19 protein-coding genes are annotated in these 26,669 nt (G+C 37.8%); 3 read left to right on the plus strand and 16 right to left on the minus strand.

Translation table 11 applies throughout. The features are described from left to right. Complete coding sequence (gene ruvA / locus BLW28_RS01840) at positions 1-582, minus strand: Holliday junction branch migration protein RuvA (RefSeq protein ID WP_073213970.1); 582 nt, start codon at positions 580-582, stop codon at positions 1-3. A 380-nt stretch (positions 583-962) separates the two neighbouring features. Continuing rightward, positions 963-3,245, minus strand: a complete 2,283-nt coding sequence (locus tag BLW28_RS01845) for an NADP-dependent malic enzyme (protein ID WP_073213973.1) — start codon at positions 3,243-3,245, stop codon at positions 963-965. A 206-nt stretch (positions 3,246-3,451) separates the two neighbouring features. Between BLW28_RS01845 and BLW28_RS01850 the strand changes: the two genes are divergently transcribed. Further along, positions 3,452-5,311 (plus strand): BamA/TamA family outer membrane protein, encoded by a 1,860-nt coding sequence (locus BLW28_RS01850; protein WP_073213976.1) that lies wholly within the window; start codon positions 3,452-3,454, stop codon positions 5,309-5,311. A 39-nt stretch (positions 5,312-5,350) separates the two neighbouring features. Here the strand turns inward: BLW28_RS01850 and queG are convergent, their stop codons facing one another. The 10 genes from queG to BLW28_RS01900 all read right to left on the minus strand — a co-directional run bounded on the left by queG (position 5,351) and on the right by BLW28_RS01900 (position 19,345). Next, complete coding sequence (gene queG / locus BLW28_RS01855; RefSeq protein WP_073213978.1) at positions 5,351-6,274, minus strand: tRNA epoxyqueuosine(34) reductase QueG; 924 nt, start codon at positions 6,272-6,274, stop codon at positions 5,351-5,353. A 56-nt stretch (positions 6,275-6,330) separates the two neighbouring features. After that, positions 6,331-7,353 carry a Holliday junction branch migration DNA helicase RuvB gene (gene ruvB / locus BLW28_RS01860; RefSeq protein WP_073213980.1) on the minus strand — a complete coding sequence of 341 codons (1,023 nt, stop codon included), beginning with the start codon at positions 7,351-7,353 and terminating at the stop codon, positions 6,331-6,333. Between the two features lie 117 nt (positions 7,354-7,470). After that, positions 7,471-9,300, minus strand: a complete 1,830-nt coding sequence (locus BLW28_RS01865) for a cytochrome c oxidase subunit I (RefSeq protein ID WP_073213983.1) — start codon at positions 9,298-9,300, stop codon at positions 7,471-7,473. 32 nt (positions 9,301-9,332) lie between these two features. Continuing rightward, positions 9,333-10,394, minus strand: a complete 1,062-nt coding sequence (locus BLW28_RS01870; protein ID WP_073213986.1) for a cytochrome c oxidase subunit II — start codon at positions 10,392-10,394, stop codon at positions 9,333-9,335. 27 nt (positions 10,395-10,421) lie between these two features. Next, a complete protein-coding gene (locus BLW28_RS01875) occupies positions 10,422-11,798 on the minus strand; it encodes a quinol:cytochrome C oxidoreductase (protein ID WP_317042260.1) in 1,377 nt (458 codons plus the stop codon). Positions 11,799-11,826: 28 nt separating this feature from the next. Continuing rightward, positions 11,827-12,477 (minus strand): c-type cytochrome, encoded by a 651-nt coding sequence (locus BLW28_RS01880; protein WP_073213990.1) that lies wholly within the window; start codon positions 12,475-12,477, stop codon positions 11,827-11,829. 1 nt (position 12,478) lies between these two features. Then, positions 12,479-13,015: a DUF3341 domain-containing protein gene (locus tag BLW28_RS01885; RefSeq protein ID WP_073213994.1), complete on the minus strand. Its 537-nt coding sequence runs from the start codon at positions 13,013-13,015 to the stop codon at positions 12,479-12,481. A gap of 2 nt (positions 13,016-13,017) precedes the next feature. Further along, entirely contained in the window at positions 13,018-14,799 is a 1,782-nt protein-coding gene (nrfD, locus tag BLW28_RS01890) for an NrfD/PsrC family molybdoenzyme membrane anchor subunit (protein WP_073213997.1), read from the minus strand. A 38-nt stretch (positions 14,800-14,837) separates the two neighbouring features. Next, the gene (locus BLW28_RS01895) at positions 14,838-17,903 is read right to left on the minus strand and encodes a TAT-variant-translocated molybdopterin oxidoreductase (protein WP_073214000.1); all 3,066 of its coding nucleotides are present in this window, start codon (positions 17,901-17,903) and stop codon (positions 14,838-14,840) included. Between the two features lie 146 nt (positions 17,904-18,049). After that, positions 18,050-19,345, minus strand: coding sequence for a cytochrome c3 family protein (locus BLW28_RS01900; protein WP_073214005.1), 1,296 nt, complete (start codon positions 19,343-19,345; stop codon positions 18,050-18,052). A gap of 227 nt (positions 19,346-19,572) precedes the next feature. Here BLW28_RS01900 and BLW28_RS01905 point away from each other — a divergent pair, with 227 nt between their 5' ends. After that, positions 19,573-19,968: an SPOR domain-containing protein gene (locus tag BLW28_RS01905; RefSeq protein ID WP_073214009.1), complete on the plus strand. Its 396-nt coding sequence runs from the start codon at positions 19,573-19,575 to the stop codon at positions 19,966-19,968. A gap of 732 nt (positions 19,969-20,700) precedes the next feature. Here the strand turns inward: BLW28_RS01905 and infB are convergent. Genes infB through rimP form a run of 3 tightly spaced genes read right to left on the minus strand, consistent with a single transcriptional unit; the run spans position 20,701 to position 25,305 of the window. After that, positions 20,701-23,538, minus strand: a complete 2,838-nt coding sequence (gene infB, locus BLW28_RS01910) for a translation initiation factor IF-2 (protein WP_073214014.1) — start codon at positions 23,536-23,538, stop codon at positions 20,701-20,703. 60 nt (positions 23,539-23,598) lie between these two features. Further along, a complete protein-coding gene (gene nusA, locus BLW28_RS01915) occupies positions 23,599-24,831 on the minus strand; it encodes a transcription termination factor NusA (protein ID WP_073214017.1) in 1,233 nt (410 codons plus the stop codon). Between the two features lie 9 nt (positions 24,832-24,840). Continuing rightward, a complete protein-coding gene (gene rimP / locus BLW28_RS01920; RefSeq protein WP_073214020.1) occupies positions 24,841-25,305 on the minus strand; it encodes a ribosome assembly cofactor RimP in 465 nt (154 codons plus the stop codon). Positions 25,306-25,465: 160 nt separating this feature from the next. Between rimP and BLW28_RS01925 the strand changes: the two genes are divergently transcribed. Next, positions 25,466-26,287 (plus strand): universal stress protein, encoded by an 822-nt coding sequence (locus BLW28_RS01925; RefSeq protein ID WP_073214023.1) that lies wholly within the window; start codon positions 25,466-25,468, stop codon positions 26,285-26,287. A 58-nt stretch (positions 26,288-26,345) separates the two neighbouring features. Here BLW28_RS01925 and BLW28_RS01930 read toward each other — a convergent pair. Continuing rightward, on the minus strand, positions 26,346-26,669 hold a 324-nt coding region (locus BLW28_RS01930; protein WP_143036824.1), incomplete at its 5' end, for a transposase.

A 26,669-nucleotide genomic window follows, 5' to 3' on the forward strand; every position in this document is an offset into this window, starting at 1 on the left:
TTACAATTTTTTTAAAGCTAGTTTAATGACCATTTCGACCGAAGCCTGAGGGTTTTCTTTCACGATGGAATCACATACCTTTTCTGCTTGTTTGCGAGCAAAGCCTAAGGTTTCCAAAGCAGATAACGCTTCATTTTTACTAGTATTGCTTGTTTCGGCAGAAATTGATGACAAGCCGTACACTTTTAATATTTTATCTTTTAAGTCCAACACCAAGCGTTGGGCAGTCTTAGCGCCAATTCCTTTTGCCGATTGTATGGTTTTTAAATCGTTAGTTGCAATTGCATCTACTATTTGTGAAGGGCTCAAAGAGGAAAGCATAGTTCTCGCCGTGCTCGCTCCAACGCCCGAAACACTTATCAATAATCTAAATATTTCACGTTCGGCCACACCCGAAAAGCCGTAAAGGATATGTGCATCCTCTCGAACTATTAAATGTGTGAACAACTTAACACTTTCACTAGTGGGAAGTTCAGAAAATGTATGTAGGGAAATATTAATAACATATCCAACTCCGTTACAATCTATCACTACATCGGTTGGATTTTTCTCAACCAGCCTGCCCTGTATATGGCTTATCATTTGTTAACGAAAATTTAAGAGGTCAAATATAATATAATTATTTGCAACTGCCATTGGGGTTCTGTTGAAATGTACGCCGAACCATTAGTCTAAAAAGCATTTAAAAATTGAAGTTGGTTTTTATATAATTCTACAACTTGTTTTACGAAATTAGAACTGTTTTAGTGAAAATTGAGAACGATTTTAAGCTCTTAAAGATGCTTTTAGTGTTTTCGCCTAAGCGATAGTATTACATTAGAAAAATGAAATAGAATATATCACTACCAACTGCGATATAATTGATTAATTATTATTGAAAACCGTTCAAATTTAAATGAAAAATCCTGCGAAATATTTGAAACTTCGCAGGATTTATAGATTCAAAATAAGGTTTTTACATTTTACTCGTTTTCTCTTAATTCTTTACGTTGGGCGTCGACAACGGTCACAGCCGTCATATTAACCATTTCATCAACACTAGCTCCCATTTGAACAATGTGGACGGGCTTTTTCATTCCAAGTAAAATTGGTCCAATAGAATCTACATTGTTAAGTTCTTTCAACAGTTTGTAATTACTATTGGCCGAATCTAGATTTGGAAATATTAAAGCATTTACTTTTTTTCCAGCTAATTTAGAGAATGGAAATTTCTTTTTAAGCATTTCTTGACCTAAAGCGAAATCTGCTTGTAACTCACCATCTACAATCATATCTGGATTACTTTTATGAAGTAAATCTACAGCTTCGCGAACTTTTGAAGCGTGCGGATCTTTAGAGGAACCAAAGTTGGCATAAGAAATCATTGCAATAGCAGGTTCTAAGCCAAACATTTTCATTGTGTAATTGGTCATTTGTGCAATTTTGGCAAGTTCTCTGGCGGTTGGATCAATGTTTATAGCCGTATCTGAAAAGAAAAGCGGACCCCGTTTAGTGAGCATTAAATTTGTAGTTGCTGCTTTGCTTACCCCTTCAAATAAACCGATAGTTTCAAAAACAGGTTTTATAACCAACGGATACGATCTTGAATATCCTGAAATCATACCGTCTACATCGCCTTCATTTAGCATCATAGAAGCGAAATAGTTACGCTCCAACATTAATTTTTGAGCATCGTAAAGTGTAATTCCGGTTCGTCTTCTTTTTTGCCAAAATTTTTCGGCATAAAGATTAATTTTATCAGATTCTTTGGCTTCTTTTGGATCAATTATTTCTAAATCGGCATCAAATTCCAGTTGCTCCATGAAACTTAAAATCACATCTTTTTTCCCTAATAAAACTGGAATGGCAATTCCTTCGTCATAAACAATCTGAGCAGCTTTTAGTACATCTAAATGGTCTGCTTCAGCAAAAACAATTCGTTTAGGATTCAATCTTGCGCGATTTAGAAGCAGTCGGATAATTTTATTATCACTCCCCATGCGCTCATAGAGTTCATCTTGGTAAGCTTCCCAATTTGTTATAGCTGTTGTTGCAGCGCCACTTTCAATTGCTGCTTTCGCAACAGCCGGTGGTACAGCCGCAATTAATCGTGGGTCGAAAGGTTTTGGGATTATGTAATCCCTGCCAAAGGAAAGTTTTGTTTCACCATAAGCAATGTTAACCTGTTCTGGCACGTGTTCTTTTGCAAGTTCGGCTAGTGCTTTAACGGCAGCCATTTTCATAGCTTCGTTAATTTTGGTGGCACGAACATCTAGTGCACCTCTAAAAATATACGGAAACCCAAGTACATTGTTTACTTGGTTAGGATGATCGCTACGGCCGGTCGCCATAATGATGTCCTTTCGAGTGTCCATGGCTAGGTTGTAATCAATTTCTGGATCTGGATTAGCTAAAGCAAAAACGATTGGATCATTCGCCATACTGTTTAGCATTGTAGGACTTAGGATATCCTTCACAGAAAGACCTATAAATACATCTGCATCTTTAACTGCTTCTTCTAACGTATCGATCTTTCTACTTGAGGCAAATTCAGCTTTTTCTTCGGTTAGGTTTTCCCTGTCTTCTCGAATAACTCCTTTACTGTCTAACATTACAATATTTTCAGACTTGGCACCAAAGGCTTTGTAAAGTCGCGTACAAGAAACGGCGGCAGCTCCTGCGCCACTTATAACTATAGACACTTCCTCAATTTTTTTTCCAGCAAGCTCCAGGGCATTAAGCAATGCGGCAGCCGAAATAATAGCTGTTCCGTGCTGATCGTCGTGCATTACGGGAATGTCAAGTTCTTCCTTTAGTCTTCTTTCAATTTCAAAAGCTTCGGGAGCTTTAATATCTTCAAGGTTTATACCTCCAAAAGTAGGTGCAATGTTTTTTACGGTAGCTATAAACTCTTCAATATTATTGGTATCTACTTCAATATCGAAAACATCAATATCTGCAAAGATTTTAAACAACAAGGCTTTTCCTTCCATTACTGGTTTTGATGCTTCTGGGCCAATATCGCCTAAGCCCAAAACAGCAGTTCCGTTTGAAATAACTGCCACTAGATTTCCTTTGTTTGTGTATTTATATGCGTTACGCACATCCTTTTCAATTTCCAAGCAAGGATCAGCAACACCTGGCGAATACGCTAACGCAAGGTCTCGTTGAGTTGCATATTTTTTTGTGGGGACTACCTGAATTTTTCCTGGCCTTGGTTTAGCGTGATATATCAGCGCCTCGCGACGTTTGCTTTGTTTACTCATGTTTTTATACTTTTAATGAAAATTCCTAAGATTCGTTATAATCTACTGGAAAGTCAAAGATACGGGTTTTAAAAGGATGGGAAATACAAAACTGCTGATTTACGAAGAAGTGCGCTGGGATAAATTTTCAAATATTATCTTTATAAAATGAAGCAAATCCCGTTATTTTAAGATTACTTGCAGTATCAAAATTTGAAACATCGAATTTGAAAAAGACTTTACTTTTTTTATTGGTTTTATACTTTGGAAACCAGCTCTATGGACAGCAAAAAAAGCCCGTCCAAGATAGCACACAGTTTTATAAAAAAATTGAAAATTATTCTGAAACTAGTAACGTAACGAAACTTCTTCACAAATGGTTCTTTAGACCTACTACCCAGCAAAAGAAAGACGTTACTTACGAAAAACCGAGTTACGAACGTTTTGAAGGCAAAATAATTAGAAAGATTATTATAAAAACTCAAGACCCCTTTGGATATTCGGTAACCGACACCACCAAGACGCCCACGAAATGGACTGAAAGAACTGGAAATCATTTTCATATAAAATCGAAAAGATTAGCGATTTACAATTTTCTCTTGTTAAAGGAAAACAAGCCGCTTGACACCTTTTTAATTGCTGAATCGGCTCGACTTTTAAGACAGCAAAGCTATATACGTGAAGTTAACATTACCCCTCAATTTGTATCGACCTCCAAGGATTCTATAGATATTATTGTAACTGCCTTAGATTCGTGGAGCCTAATCCCTAAAGGATCTTATTCAAAATCGAAAATTTCTATGGGTTTTAGGGAAAGGAATATTTTGGGTACTGGACACGAAATGAACTTTAGGTATTCGAAGCGCCGTGATGATGGTAACAATGCATTTGACGCAAGTTATACTGTTCCGAACTTCAAAAACACCTTTGTTAGCGGATCGGTTAAATACTCAACAGACTTTGATGATTATTACAAAAAATCGATTTCGGTTGATCGCGAATTTTACTCTCCATTAACCCGTTGGGCTGGAGGTGTATTTCTTGAAGAGCGATTTTTAGGACGGTATTTTCCCGATGACACGCTCGTTTTGATAACTCAAAATCTTAGATACTTTACTCAAGACTATTGGGGTGGACATTCTTTTCATTTGTCAAAAGGTAATTCGGAAGACGAAAGGACTACAAATCTATTTACTAGTGGTCGTGCTATAATTGTAGATTATAATGAAACCCCAAATATACAATACGACAGTATTAATTATTTCTCGGATGAGAAGTTCTACCTAGGTAGTATGGGCGTTACCACACGCAAGTTTGTCGAGGATAGTTTTATTTTTAGAGATGGTATTACAGAAGATGTGCCTATTGGAATTATTTATTCTGTAACAGGAGGATTGCAGCGAAAAAATGATGCAAACCGAATGTATCTTGGAGGTCAAATTTTTTATGGCAGTTATTTTAAATGGGGGTTTTTAAGCACCAACTTTGAACTGGGTAGTTTTTTTAAAGCGGGAAAAACAGAACAAACAGCTTATAGTTTTAACATAAACTATTTTTCGAATTTATTGCATCTTAACGGGGAGTGGAAAATGCGACAATTCATAAAGCCACAAGTCCTTATAGGAGTAAATAGACAAAATTCGGTAGGGGATCGACTTACTCTAAATGATGATCCAGGCTTTGTTGGAGTTTATGACAGTTCACATATGGGGGAAAACGGTAGTATTGAAGGTTTTGAAAGCACTGCGCTCGGCACAAAAAAATTCGTACTCGCATTACAAACTCAATTTTACTCACCTATTGAATTGTTGGGTTTTCGATTGAATCCTTTTGTAAATATTACAATGGGGATGCTTACTGGAGGTGAAAGCAGTTATGGAACAGATAAAGTATACTCTTCGATAGGTGTAGGTTGCATTGTTAGAAACGATTATTTGGTTTTTGATTCATTTCAGTTCTCGCTTACTTTTTTTCCAAGCATGCCAGGGCAAGGGAATAACATTTTTAAGACCAATGCGTTTACAAATGACGATATAGGTTTTCAAGACTTAGAATTAGGTAAACCTAGCCCTGTGCTGTTTAAATAAATCTAACTTCTGTATTTCTATATTTTTGAAGTCAAAAAATTATTTTTTCAAAAATTGAATGTTACGCTCAAGTCCAGACAACTTAGTTCTTTTGACTGCACTTTTTTGAAAAATCTTCTGAAAAACCTCTGCCGTAATTTCCTCCCAGTCCTTTTTATTCATGTCGAGCATTTCGGGATGTGGATTAAATAAAGGTTCGTTATGAGGCTTGCTAAATCGATTCCACGGACAAACATCTTGACAGATATCACAACCAAACATCCAATCTTCGAACTTTCCTTTTTCTGAATTTGGAATTTCATTTTTTAATTCGATAGTGAAGTACGAAATACATTTGCTACCATCGACAACCCTGTCTGCTACAATAGCATCTGTGGGGCACGCATCTATGCAGGCAGTACAAGTGCCACAATGATCGGTCACGGGCGCGTCATAATCCAAATCCAAATCAAGAATTAATTCAGCAACAAAATAAAAAGAGCCTGTGTTCTTTGTAAGTAAAAGACTGTGTTTTCCTACCCATCCCAAACCACTCTTTGCTGCCCAAGCTTTATCAAGCACGGGAGCTGAATCAACAAAAGCGCGACCACTTACATCTCCAATTTCTTCAGAAATAAAATACATAAGCTGCTTGAGTTTATCTTTAATTACAAAATGATAATCGGTCCCGTATGCATATTTTGAAACTTTATACGTGTTATCAATTTGCGTTTCGGATGGAAAATAATTTAGTAGTAAGGAAATTACACTTTTTGAACCTGGAACCAAAATTGTTGGATCTAAACGTTTATCGAAATGATTTTCCATGTATGCCATTTCGCCATTCATATTATTCTTAAGATAGTGCTCTAAACGAGGTGCTTCTTCTTCTAAAAAACCAGCCTTGCTAATTCCACAAGAAAGAAATCCGAGACGTTTGGCTTCGGCTTTAATCAAGTTTGAATATACAGACTTACTACTCACAAGAATTTAGAATAAAAATGAAAAATAGAAGAGTTATTTGTTTAAGCCATGGATTGCTAAAACAATCCTCCCTGTGTAGGGCCTTTTAGTCTTCCCAAGTGTTTGTATGCAGCTTCGGTTACTTCACGTCCGCGCGGGGTTCGCATTATAAAGCCTTGTTGAATAAGGAATGGTTCGTAGACCTCTTCAATTGTTTCAGGACTTTCAGAAACGGCCGTAGCGATAGTGGTAATACCTACTGGGCCACCTTTAAACTTTTCGATTATAGTTAAAAGAATTTTATTATCCATTTCATCCAAGCCGTGGGCGTCTACGTGTAAGGCTTCCAATCCAAATTTTGCGATTTGAATATCGATACTTCCATTTCCTTTTATTTGGGCAAAATCTCGAATTCGCCTCAATAGTGCATTTGCAATACGAGGAGTTCCACGACTTCTGCCCGCTATTTCTATTGCGGCTTCCATAGTAATAGGAACGTTTAAAATTCCTGCACTTCGCTGAATGATTGTAGTTAGTAGTTCGGTAGAATAATATTGCAATCTAGATGAAATTCCAAAACGTGCCCGCATAGGGGCAGTGAGCAACCCGGAACGGGTTGTTGCTCCAATAAGCGTAAACGGATTGAGGTTTATTTGAACCGTTCGTGCATTGGGACCAGACTCAATCATGATGTCTATTTTATAATCTTCCATTGCGGAATAAAGATATTCTTCAACAATAGGGCTAAGCCGATGTATTTCATCGATAAAAAGTACATCGCGCTCGTCGAGATTAGTCAATAATCCTGCTAGGTCACCTGGTTTATCCAAGACTGGACCAGAGGTAACCCTAATATTCACATTTAATTCATTTGCAAGAATGTGAGCAAGGGTGGTTTTACCCAATCCAGGAGGTCCGTGAAATAGTGTATGATCAAGTGCTTCTCCCCTAAGGTTCGCAGCTTGAACAAAAATTTGTAAATTCTCTAAAGCCTGTTCTTGCCCTGCAAAATCACCAAAGCTAAGAGGACGGAGCTTTTTCTCAATATCGAGTTCTTGTGGCGTAAGATCTTCTCCTGTTGGATCGAGGTGTTCATTCATAATACAAAGATAGCAATCATCTTGAACTACATTAAAAAAAGAGAGCCGCACTTTAAAAGAACGGCTCTAGAAATATTATATAAAGCTACAAGCTAAATAATAATTTATGTTTTATAATTAATGCTCAGTTTCATCTTCGTTATCCATTAACGGGACATTTTGAGGAATAAAATCTTGTCCTGCGATAACGTAATCGGTTTCATCTTTGTTAAGCTTACTGTAGTCGTATGCCCAACGATATACATGAGGAATGGCTCCAGCCCAGTTTCCGTGAATATGCTTATGCTCTGTTGTCCACTCCAAAGTAGTTGCGTTCCAAGGATTTTTTGGCCCCATTTTTCCGAAAAACATAGAATGGATAAAGTTGTATAAGAAGATAAATTGTGCTGAAATTGTAATAATTGCAAAAACAGTCATAACAACATTAATATCTGCTAAATCATCAAAATATGGGAACTCAGTATTTGTATAATAACGTCTTGGCAGTCCAGCTAGTCCAACGAAGTGCATAGGGAAGAATATTCCATAAGCTCCAATTGCTGTAATCCAGAAGTGGATGTAACCAAGTTTTTTGTTCATAAGTCTGCCTTCGAACATCTTTGGGAACCAATGATAGATTCCAGCTAAGAATCCGTAAGCCGCAGAAACACCCATTACTAAGTGGAAGTGAGCCACTACAAAGTATGTATCGTGAACATTAATATCTAGCGCACTATCTCCTACCACAATACCGGTTAAACCACCAGTAATGAATGTAGAAACAAATCCGATAGCCCATAACATAGCAACGTTCATTTGAATATTACCACGCCAAATAGTAGTAATCCAGTTAAATGCTTTTACAGCAGATGGAATTGCAATTAGAAGCGTTGTAAATGTAAATACTGAACCTAAGAATGGGTTCATCCCTGACACAAACATATGGTGACCCCATACAATCGTAGAAAGGAAGGCAATTGATAACAGCGAAGCCACCATTGCACGATATCCGAAAATTGGTTTTCTGGAGTTTGTTGCTAGAATCTCAGAAACAATTCCCATTGCCGGTAGTATTACAATGTATACCTCTGGGTGCCCTAAGAACCAGAAAAGGTGCTCAAATAAAACCGGAGAACCTCCTTGATGATGAAGCACTTCCCCAGCTATGTAAATGTCGGACAAGAAGAAGGATGTTCCGAAACTTCTATCCATAATTAACATTAATGCAGCAGAAAAAAGTACAGGAAAAGAAACTAATCCAACCATTGCTGTTACAAGGAAAGACCATACTGTTAAAGGCATACGCGTCATAGACATCCCTTTAGTTCGTAAGTTCAAAATGGTAACAATAAAGTTAAGAGAACCCAACAGCGAAGAAGCGATAAATATAGCAAGTGATATTAACCAAAGTGTCATACCCGCTCCAGAACCAGGAATGGCCTGAGGCAAAGCACTAAGAGGCGGGTAAATTGTCCAACCAGCAGATGCAGGACCAGCTTCTACAAACAACGACATGGTCATTATAGCTGCCGAAATAAAGAACAACCAAAAAGACATCATATTTAAGAAACCGGAGGCCATATCCCGAGCTCCAATTTGTAATGGAATAAGTAGGTTACTAAATGTACCACTTAAGCCCGCGGTAAGTACGAAGAAAACCATGATGGTACCATGAATCGTAACTAAAGCTAGGTAAATATTAGGATCCATAACCCCGTCCGTTGCCCATTTACCAAGAAACACTTCGTAAATAGTAAACTTATGGTCTGGCCAAGCTAGTTGAAGTCTAAATAACAATGACATTAGGATACCAATGACACCCATCACAATACCCGTAATCATATATTGTTTAGAGATCATTTTATGATCATAACTAAAAATATACTTCGTTACAAAAGTTTGCTTTACGTGATGTCCGTGATCTTCGTGATGATCTTCCATATCGGAAACCTGTGCGAGTGCTGACATATCTTTTATTTAATCTAAGTTATAGTATTGTATTATCTTTTCAGTTGTTCGGCGAAAGTAGGTTGCTCTGCCAACCAAGCATTATAATCTTCTTCCGATTCAACTATTATCTTCATCTGCATGTTATAGTGGCTAACACCGCAAATTTTATTACACAGAAGCAAGTAATCAAATTCGTAAGGATCTAAAGGCTCTTCTCCTTTAGCTGCTAACTCTTTGCTTTTCTCGGCACGAATTTCATTAATATTCTTCACTTTCTTCTGAATATGATCAGTTTGTCTCATTTCTTCAGTTGTGATGGTAGGAGTGAATGCAAATTGAGTAATCATTCCTGGAACAGAGTTCATCTGAGCTCTAAAATGTGGCATATATACCGAGTGCAGTACATCCTGAGAGCGAATTTTAAACAATACTCTTCTTCCAACAGGCAAATGAAGCTCTTTTACAATTTTATCATCTTGTGCGTTAGGATCTGCAGGGTCAAGTCCTAGAATATTAATGCCTTCTATTAAACGCACATTGGCTTCACCTAAGGTGTTATCATTTCCACCATAACGAGCATCCCAAGCAAATTGCTTAGCGTACAATTCAATAATTAATGGATCATCATCCCTATCAACATTCATAATATCAGTCCAAGTAAAAAGACCGTAAATAATTAAACCTGCCAAAGTAATTACAGGAATAATTGTCCAAATAAATTCCAATTTATCGTTATCTGCGTAGAATAGTGCTTTTCTAGGCTTATTACCTCTATAAACAAATGCGAAGTAATGCAATAATGCCTGAGTGAAAATTCCAACCACGAAGATCAAAATCATGGTTATCAACATCAGGTTGTCTATCTCTCCACCGTGTTCTGAAGCAGCTTCTGGTAAAAGTGTACCACTCCATAAATAAAAGGAGACTCCGGTAATAACATATATGAAAATAAGGAATGCAATCATTAAATATCCTTGCTCATTATTGTCCTTAGCAGTGGCTATGTCTTCAAAGCCTGTAGACTTTATTCTTGCCAGCTGGAATATTCGATTCATTTGCCAAACAGCAACTCCAAAAAGTAGGATTACGAGTATAACTAAAAATACGGTCATCTTTTAAATCTTCTTTTAACTAATTGATTAAAAATGGTAGTTTTCACTTTCCGTGATAAAAGGATCATTCTTTGGTCTCAAAGAAACCTTTGAAAGTCCATTGCCCACAAACAATATGAACAAACCTAAAAAGAAACACAGAGCTCCAATTTCAGGAATTCCAAAATGCCAGTACTGTCCAACTGTTGATGGCATTACTAATAAGAATATATCAATAAAGTGCCCAACTAACACAACGATTCCAGTCATTACAATAAACCAAGGCACCTTTTTGTAATCGCTATTCATCAACATTAAGAACGGGAATACAAAGTTCAGAATTAACATTCCGAAGAATAGTAAGTTATATTCTTTAATCCTAATAACGAAATACGCAACTTCTTCTGGGATATTGGCATACCAAATTAGCATAAATTGGCTAAACCAAAGGTAAGTCCAGAAAATACTGAAAGCAAAAATATACTTAGCTAAATCGTGTAAGTGTTTATCACTAATAAATGAAACCAAACCTTTACCACGTAAATATATTGTAATTAAAGCTAATGCAGTTATAGCGCTAACGAACATACTTGAGAATACATACCAAGGGAATAGCGTACTATACCAGTGTGGCGTAAGAGTCATAAACCAATCGATCGCCATAAAAGCTTCCGTAATAAAGAAGAATGCTAAGAAATAAACTGAAATTTTAAAACTCTTTCTGAACGGTGTATAATCACTTGCCGTTTCTTGCTCAAGAGAATATTTTCTTGCGAAATGACGATATAGGTTCCACCCTAAAATGTATATGAAGGCTCTAATAACAAAAAATGGAAAGTTTAAGAATCCAGATTTAATTTGAAGAATTTTATCTCCTGCAACTAGTTCATCATTCTGCCAAGGGAAGAAATGCGTTCCAGCAAATACAACTAACAGAAATACTATAATCGAACCTGGTAATACAAAGGCAGTCATACCATGCATTATACGATACAAAACTGGTGACCAACCTGCTTGCGACACAACCTGAATTGCATAAAACACAAGGATACCAAGTCCTATCATCAAAAAGAAGAAGGCAGAAACAAATGTTGCAGACCAAGGTCTAGTTTGCATTTGGTGTAAAACGTGTTCTTCGTGAGAAGAAGATCCGTGGCTATCTTCGCCAAGGTCTTTAGATTGTTTTAAGGCTGCCTCAGAATATCCAATTTCACCTCTAGCCGTATCAACAAAGTTAGTTGCTTCAGCAGACGCTCCATTGGCTGAATGATGGTCTTCTTGCGCAGACAAAATGTGTTTTACATCCTCTACGGTTTTGGGAGTTGTCATAAAACCATAGACAATCCCAATTAGCCCAGCTACCACAAGAATTATGGAAAACAATTTCAATTTACTTGGTAGCGTATACATATAGTTAGTAGCCATTACTTTTTGTTTCTTTATTTATGTTCAACTAGAGGCCAGCTGTATTGGCATCTGTAATTTCATTAGTGTCCTCAACTGTTTCAGCACTCAAATCTTTAGCAGTAGTTTCCAAAATTCCAGGCTCACCTAATAAAGCTGCTTTTAAATCCATAACGTGCATTGCGATTTGCCAACGTTCCTTTTCAGTAGTTTGAGATGTAAACGATCCCATCGCATTAAGACCGTAATACTGTACGTGGTAAATTCCTCCAGGTACAATATTTCTACCTGCATCGGCATAACTAGGAATACCTAAAAACTTTTCACGTTTAACCAATATTCCTTGCCCGTCACCTTTATCACCATGACAAACAGCACAGTAAAAAGTATAAAGTTGACTTCCAGCAGCTAAATTTTTCTCATTAACCTCTAATGGGTTTTTAAGTTCAGCTTTAGCTTTTAACAAACCTTCGGTACTATCTTCGTAATCATACGGCTGAAAACCTCTTGGAACTGAATTCTCTGCAGGCTTCATTGCTGATTGCTCATTAGGAAAAATCTCATAAGCACCGTAGGTTTCATAACCTACCGGTTCGTACATATCTGGAAAAAACTGGAAGTTAGGCTTACTGCTATCAAAGCAAGAAACCAAAACTGCCGAAGAGGCTAAAACCAGAGTTATTTTGAATAAGCTTTTCATATTAATGATCTTGTTCGATTTGAATTAGATTAATCTCTGAAGCCCCTGTTTTATACAAAAACTGTGTTAGCTTCTCAACGTCGTGATTTTCGGCATCAACTTCCATTAAAAAGTGGTCATCGGTAGTACGTAAATCAGGATTTTCGGCTTTTTTAAATGGCCAAAGTCGACTTCTCATATAAAAGGTAATTACCATAAGGTGCCCTGCGAAAAACACTGTTAATTCAAACATAATAGGAATGAATGCAGGCATATTCTGGTAAAAGGTAAAACTTGGCTTACCCCCAATGTTTTGCGGCCAATCTTGAATCATTATGTAATTCATCATTGCAACCGCAACTGTAAATCCTACCAACCCATATAAAAAGGCAGTTATAGCAAGACGTGTAGGAGCCAATCCAACCGCTTCATCGAGGCCGTGAACAGGAAATGGTGTATATATCTCAGAAATACGATAGTTCTCAGCGCGAGTTTGTTTAACCGCGTTCATAAGCACATCATCGTCTGTATAAATTGCGTGTATTGTATTTGCTGCCATAATTATTCGTTTATAAACGTTAGCGCCTGTCCTGCCCAGTCATCTCTACGAGCTCTTCCAGGGAATTCACTAATTATTTCATCCAATAGCTCATATTCTCTTTCTGTCATTTTACTTACCTGACCGAAAGTAAATATTCCAATCTGGTGAAGTTTTTGTTCCATCACAGGACCAATTCCGTTAATGCGCTGAAGATTATCTTGAGTTTGAACATCAGGATTAAAAGTACCTACTGCCGCTAAAAGACTATTGATTTTTACTTGCTGTGTTTTAACATCAACACGGGTAACCTTCTCGTCGTTTGCTGCACTAATAGGCACTGCATTTGGATTAACAAAAGCTGATCTACCCGGCTCTTTTTCGAACTGCATAATGTCATGGCTTACGTGATCTCCGTGTTCGGCTCTAAGTCTTTTAAAGCCCGCCCCAGATGTTTTTAAAATTGTTTTAACCTCGGCTTGTGCAATAACAGGGAAGGTACGAGCATACAACAAGAAAAGTACAAAGAAGAAACCAATTGTTCCGATAAATGTACCAATGTCTATAAACGTAGGTTGGAACATTGCCCAAGAAGATGTAAGCCTGTCTTTACTAAGGTCGATAACGATAATATCAAATCGCTCAAACCACATTCCAATATTGATAACTAGCGCTACGAAGAATGTCCATCGAATGCTTCTTCTCAATTTCTTAACCCATAAACTAAGCGGCACAATCATATTACAAATAATCAACGCCCAGAATGCCCACCAGTAAGGTCCTGTAGCAGCACCGAATGACAAGTAAACATAGTTTTCATAAGGAACACCAGAGTACCATCCAATAAAGAACTCAATAAGATAAGCAACCCCAACAATACCTCCAGTTAATAGAATTACTTTATTCATGTATTCTATATGAAGCACGGTAATATAGTCTTCTAGATGCAAAACCTTTCTCATTATAATAAGCAAGGTTTGAACCATTGCAAATCCAGAGAAAATCGCACCAGCTACGAAATAAGGAGGATAGATTGTACTATGCCATCCAGGAACTACCGAAGTAGCAAAGTCAAAAGATACAATGGTGTGTACAGAAAGTACAAGGGGTGTAGCTAAACCAGCTAAAACCAAAGAAACTTCTTCAAAACGTTGCCAGTCCTTTACACGGCCACTCCATCCAAAACTTAGAATTCCGTAAATTTTCTTTTGGAAAGGTTTTTCTGTTCTATCACGGATCATCGCGAAATCAGGCAACAGCCCTGTCCACCAGAATACAAGTGAGATAGATAAATAGGTAGAAATAGCGAATACGTCCCAAAGTAACGGTGAGTTAAAGTTTACCCATAACGATCCAAATTGGTTAGGAAGTGGTAATACCCAGTATGCCAACCAAGGGCGCCCCATGTGGATAATTGGAAAAAGACCTGCTTGAACCACGGCAAAAATCGTCATCGCCTCGGCCGATCGGTTAACTGCCATTCTCCATTTTTGGCGGAAAAGTAAAAGTACAGCCGAAATTAGCGTTCCAGCGTGGCCAATACCAACCCACCAAACAAAGTTAGTAATATCCCAAGCCCATCCAATGGTCTTATTTAATCCCCAAGTTCCAATTCCTGTAGAGACTGTATAGATTATACATCCCAATCCCCATAAAAATGCAACTAAGGCGATAGTAAAACTTATCCACCAAGATTTATTGGCCTTCCCAAAAACGGGTGCCCCAACTTCCATGCTAATGTCATGATAGGACTTTTCTCCCAGAACCAAAGGCTCTCTAATAGGTGCTTCGTAGTGTGACGACATATTTATTTCTTAAATAATTGGTTCTTGATTAATATTTATTATTCTTCCGAAGTGTTTCTAACCAACATTTGGTACATCACGTTCGGCCTTGTACCCAAGCTTTCTAGCACACGATACATGCGATCTCCATCTTTCAACTTACGGATTTCAGAATCCTCATCATTGACATCTCCAAAGGCGATCGCTCCAGTATCACAAGCAATAGAACAAGCTGTTTGGAATTCACCATCTTTTATTGCCCGTCCGTCACGTTTGGCGTCAAGGATTGTTTTCTGTGTCATTTGAATACACATAGAACATTTCTCCATGACCCCTCTAGAACGTACTACTACATCAGGATTGATTACCATTCGCCCAAGATCATTGTTCATATTATAGTCGAATTCATCATTCTCGCTATATAAGAACCAGTTGAAGCGACGCACCTTATACGGACAGTTGTTTGCACAATATCTTGTACCCACACAACGGTTATAAGCCATGTGGTTCTGACCCTGACGTCCGTGCGAAGTAGCTGCCACAGGACAAACGGTTTCACAAGGAGCGTGATTACAATGCTGACACATTAAAGGTTGAAAAGCAACCTGTGGGTTCTCGTAACTTGGCGTCTCAATAGATTTATAAGTTTCAAATGCGCCTAAGTTATCAGACATCTCGATTTCCTCTTTGAACGAATCTCCTGCCGAGTAGTATCTATCAATACGCAACCAGTGCATATCGCGGAATTTTCGTACTTCATCTTTACCAACAACCGGCACGTTATTTTCAGCGTGACAAGCAATTACACAAGCACCACAACCCGTACAAGCATTTAAATCTATAGATAGGTTAAAATGATGCCCGATAGAAGTATCAAACGGACTCCAGATATCCACATTAGGATCTGTAACATCTACAAATTGGTGATCATATTCTACAGCAGGAACAGGATTGAAAAACTTCTTGTCCTTTGTATTGAAAATTTCAATAGTTGTTTCCCTAATTATATCTTCGCTACGACCAGCCATAGTGCTCTGAAGCTGCACACACGCGAATTCATGCGTTCCGCTTACTTTCTCAAGCGTAACATTTTGAACAGAAGAAAAGTTCTGATACAGCGGATATGCATTAACACCAGTCTGCATTTCGGCCTGAATTGAAGCAGTCTTGCCATAACCAACAGCCATACCAACTGAACCTTTGGCTTGACCTGGCTGAATAATTACGGGTACGTTTTCTACGACAACATCACCCATTTTCACATTCACGTAACTACCATTTAAAGCTCCGTTAGAAACATGCTTGTTAACAAGTCCTAATTCTTCAGCATCAACAGCAGAAACCGTAATGTAGTTATCCCAAGACGCCCTTGTAAGAGGATCTGGAAATTCTTGCAGCCATGGGTTATTAGCCTGACGACCATCACCCATACCTGTTTTTGTGTATAAAGTTAATTCTAATCCAGAACCTTCATTGGAATTAAACAAGGCTCCATCGGCAGAGCTACTCTCCATTGCGCCTGTACCAGCTGCAACGACAGGAACACCTGTTGACCAAACTTCTGAATCACTAACAATGCAACCATCGTGAAGTGCTTGATTCCAAGTCTTTCCAGTTAAGATAGTACTAGACCAATTTTCTTTAATATAATCGTAATAACTTTTGTTCGAGCGAGTCCACTTTAACAAACAGTCTTGAAATTGTCGTGTATTGAATAAAGGACGAATTGTAGGCTGCATCAGACTATAATTTCCTTTCTTCATCTCAATATCGTTCCAGGATTCCAGATAATGAGGAGTTGCGGCTACCATTTTAGCCAAAGAAGCAGTTGCCTCTTTTCTCATATCAAAAGCAAGCGTAAATTCAAGGTTTTGATACGCTTCAGCAAACTCATTACTGTTGGGCAATGAATACACAGGATCTACATCAACTGTTATCAACCCTTTAACATTTCCTGAAATAACACCGTTAACCACTGCCATTACTTCAGAATTACTTCCTTGTCTAATGAGTCGTGGTTTAGCAACATCAGCAGCCTCACTATTAGCATTGAAATTCAAAGCAATTGACTGAGCTTCAACAGTTGGAAGATCAGTAATCAACAAAGCTTTACTCCCAGCTTTTTGAAGTTGCGCTTTAGCCTTATTTACAGCATCAACCATGTTGTCAGGAAGACCAGAAGTACTTCCGCTAGTCAAAGCTTTCAAAATATGCATTTGCTGCGATGGAGTAGCTGGAATTCTTTTATCCGCTTTTGCACCACTTAGTGTAAGGTTAGCCTCAAACTGAATGTGACGCGAAATTTTACCCTCCTTAGGAATACGACTTTTTGCATAACCCTTAGCATATCCTCCACCTTGCCAATCCCCTAAGAAATCGGCACCAACAGAAACAATAACTTCAGCTTTTGAAAAATCATAATCAGGAAGCGCACGCGTTCCGTATTTATTTTGGAAAGCATCCAATGCTTCGGAACTAGAAACAGCATCGTACACCACATGGCGTACATTAGGATACTTGGTTACAAATTCAGAAATTAATTTAGAAGTAGAAGGACTAGCGAAAGTTCGGGTAAGAAGAACAACTTCTTTCCCAGCCATTTCATCTAGTTTTTGCGCAACAGCTCCATCCAACTCAGACCAAGAAACATCTGCGCCGCCTATCTGCGGTCCTGCAAGTCTATTTTTATCATACAATGAAAGCACCGACGCTTGTACTCTAGCATTAACACTTCCACCGTTTTCAGCAAGGTCGTTAGGTTGAACTTTAATTGGTCGACCTTCTCTTGTTTTCACCAGAACATTAGCAAAATCGAATCCATCGGCCATTGTCGACGCATAATAATTTGCAACTCCAGGAACTATTTCATCAGGAAGGTTAACATAAGGAATTGACTTAATAACAGGGCCTTCACAAGCCACCAAAGTAGCAGCAGCAGTTGAAAAGCCAACGTATTTTAAGAAATCGCGACGAGTGGTTGAAGAAGACTCCAAAGCCTTCTTATCACCAAGAAATTCGTCTGTAGGGATTTCCGTTACAAACTCCTTCTGCTCGAGCGCCTGAACAATTTTGCTATCTGGGTTAAGCTCTTCAAAACTTTTCCAGTATTTCTTGTTTGATGCCATATTGCTTATTTGCGATTTTAGATTTTAGATTTACGATTACAAAACAAGCATTCAATCGTACATCGAAAACCGTGCTTCTAAAATTTACTTTTTTAGGATAATTAATCTTTTGTACTAAGCCTTAAACAACTAAGACTATTTCAATTTTAATAATGGCATTTGCCACATTCCAACCCACCCATTTCTGCGATGGTTAATTTTTCCACTCCATATTTTTTGGAGAGCTCTTCGTGAATTTTTGCATAATATTCATTAGAGGCCAAATTCACATTAGTTTCTCTATGACAGTCGATACACCAGCCCATTGTAAGTGGAGAGAACTGCTCAACAACTTCCATTTCCTGAACTTCACCGTGACAAGTTTGACACGAAATTCCGGCAACAGAAACGTGTTGCGAGTGATTAAAGTAAGCAAAATCAGGAAGGTTATGAATACGAACCCACTTAACCGGCTCGGTTTCGCCTGTATATTGTTGCTCGTCCACATCCCAACCAACAGCTTGGTATAATTTAGCTATTTCGCCATCGTAAAACTCTTTTGAATATTCATCAGTCGCAGTTTCTTCAGCCACTTCCGAAATATTTTTATGACAGCTCATACATACATTCAAAGAAGGAATCCCCGAAGTTTTACTCTTTCTAGCAGAGCTATGACAGAAATTACAGTCTACCCCATTATCTCCTGCGTGAATTTTATGCGAGAAGTGTATAGGCTGCACAGGTTGGTATCCTTGATCCACACCTACCTGCATCAAGTAGCCGAAAGCGAAGTAACTTCCAGCCAATAAGAAAAACACAGATACTACAATTACCAAAAACTGGTTTTGCGCAAATGCTTTCCATAATGGAACTTTGTTAGGATCGGTAACCGTATCAACTCCATTTGCTGCGGCAATTCTTTTTAACGTTCCGTAAACAAGGAAGAGCATAATCACCAAAAGAATGAAAATCAATGCCAAGGCACCAAGAACCAAATCGTTAGAAACTGAGTCACCGCCCCCACTAGCAGCAACACCTTCTGCGCCAGCTGCACTAGCCACTGGTTGCGCTTTAGGCTGACTAGTATACGCTAGGATGTTATCAATGTCCGCATCAGATAGCGCCGGAAATGGAGTCATGATCATTTTGTTGTTTTCTTCAAACAGCTTTACAGCGATAGGGTCACCAGCAGCAACCATTGCTTGGCTATTGCGTATCCAATCGTAAAGCCACTCTCTCTCAAATTTATCCGCAACCCCTCTTAAAGCAGGTCCAACTGCTTTAGCATCCATTTTGTGACAAGCAGCACAATTAGATTTAAACAAGGCTTCTCCAGCTGCAACATCACCTACAGAATCCGCAGATTCTTCCTGAGAGTGTAAATTAGTTGAAAAAGTTAGTAGAAACACTAACAGGAGAAATGATAATTGTGAGCGTAGATATAAAAAATTCACCTTTTTCATACTATGGGTTAAAAATTATGGTCGATATTTTAGGTACAGAATCTGCGAACATACAAAACTTTGATTAAACCAGATTTTGAACCGTAATTTGAGGGACAAAAATACATTATAAAGTCGATTTTGAAAATGCAAACAAAGTGTTAACGATTAATTTATACTTGTTCTAAATAACAATTTTAAGCTTCGCGACGTTATTAAGTTTTACATTTGCAAAAAGAATTGTTTATATGAAACCACAAAATGCTCCCAAACTTTTTATAGCCAGTATTTTATTGATTTTTGCCTTCGGAAAGGGGTTTGCTCAAAGCGCAACGCTTACTGTTCATGAAGACCCAAAAATCACTGAATTATTAAAGACAAAAAAGAATTTAGAAAAAGAAAATAAGCTTTTTGACGGGTACACGATTCAGCTTTACTATGGAGAATTGGACAAAGCGAGTCAAATTTTGCTAAAATATAGATCAGGTTATGCGGACTGGCCAGCTTCAATTGAATATGAAACCCCAAATTATAAAGTATGGGCCGGAAATTTCTCTACACGAATTGAGGCTGAAAGAGCACTTTTAGAAATCCATAAAAACTTTTCGTCTGCATTTATTTTAAAACCTGAACGACGAAAATAAACCAATCCCAAATTATTAAAACACACCAAAAATCAGCTTGGTTTTCATTTTTGTAAACTAAGCTGATTTTATAAATAAAAAGGTGTTTTTTAGGCTAAAAAGCTATCCACACAAAATTTAACGTTGCTCTTCTGAAACGTCTTCGATCGTTAAAATGCCCACATTTTACTTCTTGTATAAGCTGCATTAATTGTAAACAAGCTTTCCAAATTTTTTAAAAGTCAAAAACATAAAAATCGAATTGATTTTCAGTCTTTAAACATGTCTGAATAAAGGCAAAATTCACAATTCTTAACGTATATCAAAAGGCTGAAACATTTTGATTATCAACCCATTATTTCATCTTAAACCACAAGCAAATTCTACGGAAACTATTCCGATAATTACTTAACCAATGGCATGTAATCATAGTTTTAGTTGCAACATTTTCATTTTACAACCGAAATGAAAACACGAATACAATCATCTTTCAAACAGCATGAGCACAAATTAATTAACTATACAAACGTATTAATCCCCTAAAAGAATCGAAGCTTTGGGATATAAGTTCTTCCAACTAAATAACTACAACACGTCGCTACAACACTAAATAAATCAAATACAGAATATATTTTGAGAAAAGCAATAGCCATTCTAGAATCTAGTATACTCTGAAATGCAAGCTTAGTTTTAAAAAAAACGACCCGAAAAAAATATTTCTCGAGTCGTTTTTAAATTTAGTAAGCTGTTGATTTATTTCAGTTTTTTCTTAACTGCCACTTCTTGGAAAGCCTCAATTATATCATTCTCATAGATATCGTTGTAGTTTTTAATTTGAATACCACAATCATATCCTTTAGATACTTCTTTAACATCATCTTTGAATCGTTTTAACGAGGCCAATTCACCTGTGTAAACCACCACTCCCTCTCGTATTAGACGGATACCAGAATTTCTGAATATCTTCCCAGTTAGCACCATACAACCTGCAATAGTTCCAACTTTAGAGATTTTGAAAGTTTCTCGAATTTCTGCAGTTCCTGTAATCTCTTCTTTCATTACTGGTGAAAGCATACCTTCCATCGCGTCTTTTAAGTCGTTGATAGCGTCGTAAATAATAGAGTATGTACGGATATCAATTTCTTCCTTGTCGGCGATTTGACGTGCGTTACCCATCGGACGAACGTTGAAACCAATAATAATAGCATCTGAAGCCGAAGCTAATAACACGTCGCTCTCGGTAATAGGTCCAACTGCCTTATGTATAATGTTCACCTGAATTTCTTCAGTAGATAGCTTTTGGAACGAATCTATTAACGCTTCTACAGAACCATCCACATCACCTTTAAGAATAATGTTCAACTCTTTGAAATCTCCTAGCGCGATACGTCTTCCTATTTCATCAAGTGTAATATGACGTTGTGTTCTAACCGACTGCTCTCTTTGTAACTGTGTACGCTTGGTTGCAATCGTTTTCGCTTCTCTTTCGTCGTCAAATACATTGAATTTATCACCTGCTTGTGGAGCGCCATCCAGTCCTAAAACAGAAACTGGAGTTGATGGGCCGGCTGTTTTCACATTTTTGCCACGTTCATCTTGCATAGCTCTTACTTTTCCGCTGTGCTGACCGGCAAGAACGTAATCACCTACTTTAAGGGTTCCACCTTGCACTAATACGGTTGAAACATATCCACGACCTTTATCTAAGAATGCCTCTACAACGGTTCCGTTTGCACGGCGATTTGGATTTGCGGTAAGCTCTAAAAGCTCGGCTTCTAGCAGTACTTTTTCGAGTAATTCTTTAACACCTAAACCAGTTTTCGCAGAGATATCTTGCGATTGTATTTTACCTCCCCAATCTTCTACTAAAAGGTTCATTTGAGCCAAACCTTCCTTGATTTTTTCAGGGTTAGCGGTTGGCTTATCTATTTTGTTAATCGCAAAAACAATTGGCACTCCCGCAGCTTGTGCGTGGCTTATTGCTTCTTTCGTTTGTGGCATAATAGCGTCATCTGCTGCAACTACAATAATTGCAAGGTCGGTAACCTGAGCACCACGGGCACGCATCGCGGTAAACGCCTCGTGACCAGGAGTATCAAGGAATGCCATTTTTTGACCTCCTTCTAATTCTACTCCATATGCACCAATATGTTGGGTGATTCCTCCAGATTCTCCGGCAATCACATTTTCTTTTCGTATATAATCTAAAAGCGATGTTTTACCGTGGTCAACGTGACCCATTACGGTAACGATTGGAGCTCTTGAAACAAGATCCTCGGGAGCATCAACTTCACGCTCAATAGACTCTTCAAGATCTGCTGTTACAAACTCAACTTCATAACCGAATTCATCAGCAACGATACTCAATGTTTCAGCATCCAAACGCTGATTCATTGTCACCATCATACCTAATGACATACAAGCTGAGATAATTTTAGTAACTGGCACATCCATCATCGTAGCCATTTCGCTAGCGGTAACAAACTCAGTAACCTTTAGCAGTTTACTGTCTGCTTCTTGCTGCGCAGCATCGTCCTCCGTTTTTTGACGGTGGAAGTCTCGTTTTTCCCTTCTGTATTTTGCGCCTTTCCCTTTTGAGGACTTTCCTTGAAGTTTCTCCAAGGTTTCACGCACTTGTCTTTGTACTTCTTCTTCGCTTGGCTCCTCTTTAGGAACACTGCTTGTTGCTTTTTTACGCCCACGTGTGTCGCGTGATTTTCCTACGCCAGTTGACCCTGGTTTTGGAGACTCTTTGCTTATACGGCGACGCTTGCCTCTTTTATCTTTTTTATCGTCGGATTTAGCATCTTTCTTTTTCTCAGGTTTTTTAAACTGAGTAAGATCGATTTTTTGGCCAGTAAAACTAGGTCCTTCTAATTTTCTGTATTGTGTAGTTACTGTATCTGAATCTGCGATAGTTTCCTTTGGTTTTTCAACCTCAGCAGCAGGAGCTTCTTTTGGTGTTTCAGGAACCTTAGTTTCCTCAACCTTTTCAACTTTGGCAGCTTCTTTAACTACCTTAGGTTTTTCAGATTTTTCAGCTTTTTCAACTGGCTTTTCCTCCTCTTTTGGCTTTTCTGGTTTTGGCTCAGTCTTTTCAACTTTAGGAGTTTCGGGCTTAACCTCTGGCTTTTCAACCTTCACCTCTTCCTTGTTTTCGACAGGTTTTTCTTCAGTTTTTTCAACCTTTTCGGTCTCTTTAACTGGAGCAGCAGTTTCAGGTTTACCCTTGGAGCCACCACTTAAGTCAATTTTTCCAACTTGTTTTGGACCTTCAAGTTTAACTTCAGATCTAATAACGCGAGAAGCTTCTTTCTTCTTTTGTCTTTCTTCAAGCTCACGCTCACGTTCAAGACGAAGTTCTTCTTTTTCTTTACGTTTTTCTTCTCCTACTTCCTTGGATTCAATTTTCTTACTCTTGTCGGTTTCAAACTCTTCAAAAAGAACTTCATATTCCTCTCCCGTTATTTTAGTATTTGGACTTGCATCCACCTCGAATCCTTTAGAACCTAAAAATTCCACGGCACGATCCAACGAGATATTGAACTCACGTAATACCTGACTTAGTCTTTTCTTTTTTACTTCAGCCATAAATGCTTTTTCCTATTTTGTCTTTTTAAAAAATTTGTATAAAAGTAACCAAAGTTTTAACTACTCTTCAAATTCTTCTTTTAATATATTAATTACATCGCGGATGGTTTCCTCTTCCAAATCGGTTCGTTTTACCAAATCGTTGATGTCGTGCTCCAACACGCTCTTTGCAGTGTCGAGGCCAATTTTATGAAATTCTTGAATAACCCAAGCTTCTATTTCATCTGAGAATTCGCTTAATTCTACATCTTCTTCAGCGCCTTCACGAAGCACATCTATCTCGTAGCCAGTTAACTGACCCGCCAATCGGATGTTATGACCACCACGGCCAATTGCTTTGCTTACTTCTTCTGGACGAAGAATAACCTCAGCGCGTTTTGTTTCCTCATTTATCTTAATAGACGTAACCTTTGCTGGGCTTAAGGCACGAGAGATATAAAGATTAAGGTTACTGGTATAATTTATAACATCGATGTTTTCATTACCTAATTCCCTTACAATACCGTGAATACGCGAACCTTTCATTCCAACGCAAGCCCCTACTGGGTCTATACGATCATCATATGAATCTACAGCTACTTTCGCTTTTTCTCCTGGTATACGAACTACTTTTTTAACCGTAATTAGGCCATCGAAAACTTCTGGAATTTCTTGTTCAAACAATTTCTCAAGGAAAATCGGATTCGCACGAGACATTATTATTGTTGGCTTATTTCCTTTTAAGTCAACACTCTCGATAATTCCGCGGACGTTATCACCTTTTCTAAAAAAATCTGAAGGAATTTGTTTTTCCTTTGGAAGGATTATTTCATTTCCATCATCATCTAGCAAAATTACAGCACGATGACGAATATGATGCACTTCTGCAGTATAAATTTCGCCTTCAAGATCTTTAAAGTGTTTATAGATATTTGTGTTATCGTGTTCGTGAATTTTTGCAATCAGGTTTTGACGTAATGCCAAAATAGAACGTCGACCCAAATCGATCAACTTTACTTCTTCAGAAACATCTTCTCCGATTTCAAAATCGGGTTCAATTTTCTGAGCAGCCGACAATGAGATTTCTTCATTAGGATCTTCTACTTCTCCATCTGCAACAACAACACGGTTTCTCCAAATTTCTAAATCGCCCTTATCCGGGTTAATAATAATATCGAAGTTATCGTCGCTCCCAAATTTTTTCTTGAGTGCATTTCGAAATACCTCTTCGAGTATTGCCATTAGCGTTACTCTATCTATAAGTTTGTCGTCTTTAAATTCCGAAAAAGAATCGATTAGTGCTAAGTTTTCCATATCAATTCATTAAAATTTTATCATAACTTTTGCTTCCATAATTTCATTGTAAGGCAGGAGAGCCTCTTTTTTGACAGTAACTTTCCCTTTGCCCACGGGTTTTGGTTCCCGTTCGGACCACTTTAAGGTGCAGCTTTCATCGTTAGCGCTAATTAATTCGCCTTCAATAGTTTTGCCAGATGTGGTTTTAATTTTTAGGTTTCTCCCAATATTCTTTTTGTACTGTCTAGGAAAGGTTAACGGCTCAGAAACGCCGGCCGACATAACTTCCAAGGAAAAATCAAATTCCTCTCTATCCAAATTATGTTCTATTTCGCGACTAACCTCAATACAGTCCTCAACAGTGACGCCTTTATCGCCATCTAGAGTTACACGTATTTGGTTATCTGCTGAAATGTCCAAATCAATCAAAAACAGGGATTTGTTTTTTTCCAGTGCGTTCTCCAGGAGTTGTTCTACTTTTTCACGCATCAATTCATTCTATAAAAAGAGGGGACTTTAGTCCCCTCAGATAGTATTCGTATCAAATTCGCTGCAAATATACTACATTTTTTTAAAACTATAAAAACCAATGAGGAACGATTTATTTTTGTATTTTGAAGTCTCGTAATAAAACAACCTTAAAACCTCTTTTATGAAACGCTTATTAGTCCCAACCGATTTTTCTGAACAAGCAGAAAACGCCTTAAAAGTTGCAATACAAATTGCTAAAAAGTTTGATAGCGAGATATTCGTTATTCATTCTATGGAAATGCCGTTACACCTTGCTACATCAGGCAACTCAGGAAGTCTTCCTGAATCGCTTTTTTTTATAAAACTTGCTGAAAAGCATTTTAGCGACCTCCGCGAAAAAGATTATTTAGACGGTATTGTCATAAACGAAGCTATTGGCCGTGGCGAAATCTATGAAGATATTGAAGAGGCTTGTGAAAAAAACGACATTGACCTTATTGTTATGGGTTCTACTGGCGCAAGTGGATTTAAGGAGATGTTTGTAGGAAGTAATACCGAAAAAGTTGTTCGAACTTCCAAAACCCCTGTTTTAGTAATTAAGAATAATCATCCTATATTCGAGGTAAAAGATTTTGTTTTTGCTTCAGATTTTTCGTTATCTGGACAAGGAGCACTTAAAAAAGCACAAGAATTTGCCGAAAAAATAGACGCTAAAGCCCATTTATTAATGGTAAATACTCCAGCAAACTTTAAAACATCGGCGGAAGGTTACCTCCAAATGGAAGAGTTTGTTAAAGGAATGAATTTGCAAAACTATACCCTTAACATCTACAATGATGTTTCTGTAGAAAAAGGCATCTTAAACTTTGCAAAACACATAAATGCGCAATTAATAGGCATGGGAACGCACGGGCGTAAAGGTATATCGCACTTTTTTAATGGGAGTGTTAGTGAAGATATCGTAAATCATGCCAACATGCCCATAGTTACTTTTAAAATCTAGTTGTTTTACAACTGGTCAGAAACATGTATAAACAAACAAAGCTCACCCGTTGTGCATTTTAAATAATGCTGATTTTAATGTTGTTGATGTTTCTCCCGAAGATGAACTTATTGATATATTGAACAGTTGTCAGTGCAGCAATCTTGGATATTATTCTGGTTTTAAAACCTCTAAAGGTTTTGGCGTAATTACGTCTTATCATAAATTGGTCACATAGTTGCGAGAAAAGGGTTTCAATTCTTTTCCTTTTTTTCCTGAAGACATAAGGTTGTTTTTTATATTCTTTTTGGTTACTCCTCATCGGCGTGCTCAATTTTATGTTATAGCTGTCAAAAAGGTTGAGCTGTATTTCTGCCGATAGGTAGCCCTTGTCGCCAATCAA

The organism is Aequorivita viscosa, assembly GCF_900106795.1.
Classification (GTDB): Bacteria; Bacteroidota; Bacteroidia; order Flavobacteriales; family Flavobacteriaceae; genus Aequorivita; species Aequorivita viscosa.

Bases quoted from the DNA above. Each gene is read 5' to 3' on its own strand.
- ruvB (WP_073213980.1), bottom strand. From the start codon at position 7,353: ATGAATGAACACCTCGATCCAACAGGAGAAGATCTTACGCCACAAGAA.
- BLW28_RS01905 (WP_073214009.1), top strand. From the start codon at position 19,573: ATGAAACCACAAAATGCTCCCAAACTTTTTATAGCCAGTATTTTATTG.
- BLW28_RS01865 (WP_073213983.1), bottom strand. From the start codon at position 9,300: ATGTCAGCACTCGCACAGGTTTCCGATATGGAAGATCATCACGAAGAT.
- BLW28_RS01895 (WP_073214000.1), bottom strand. From the start codon at position 17,903: ATGGCATCAAACAAGAAATACTGGAAAAGTTTTGAAGAGCTTAACCCA.
- infB (WP_073214014.1), bottom strand. From the start codon at position 23,538: ATGGCTGAAGTAAAAAAGAAAAGACTAAGTCAGGTATTACGTGAGTTC.
- ruvA (WP_073213970.1), bottom strand. From the start codon at position 582: ATGATAAGCCATATACAGGGCAGGCTGGTTGAGAAAAATCCAACCGAT.
- nrfD (WP_073213997.1), bottom strand. From the start codon at position 14,799: ATGTCGTCACACTACGAAGCACCTATTAGAGAGCCTTTGGTTCTGGGA.
- BLW28_RS01880 (WP_073213990.1), bottom strand. From the start codon at position 12,477: ATGAAAAGCTTATTCAAAATAACTCTGGTTTTAGCCTCTTCGGCAGTT.
- BLW28_RS01870 (WP_073213986.1), bottom strand. From the start codon at position 10,394: ATGACCGTATTTTTAGTTATACTCGTAATCCTACTTTTTGGAGTTGCT.
- nusA (WP_073214017.1), bottom strand. From the start codon at position 24,831: ATGGAAAACTTAGCACTAATCGATTCTTTTTCGGAATTTAAAGACGAC.
- BLW28_RS01925 (WP_073214023.1), top strand. From the start codon at position 25,466: ATGAAACGCTTATTAGTCCCAACCGATTTTTCTGAACAAGCAGAAAAC.
- BLW28_RS01900 (WP_073214005.1), bottom strand. From the start codon at position 19,345: ATGAAAAAGGTGAATTTTTTATATCTACGCTCACAATTATCATTTCTC.
- BLW28_RS01875 (WP_317042260.1), bottom strand. From the start codon at position 11,798: ATGGCTACTAACTATATGTATACGCTACCAAGTAAATTGAAATTGTTT.
- BLW28_RS01885 (WP_073213994.1), bottom strand. From the start codon at position 13,015: ATGGCAGCAAATACAATACACGCAATTTATACAGACGATGATGTGCTT.
- BLW28_RS01845 (WP_073213973.1), bottom strand. From the start codon at position 3,245: ATGAGTAAACAAAGCAAACGTCGCGAGGCGCTGATATATCACGCTAAA.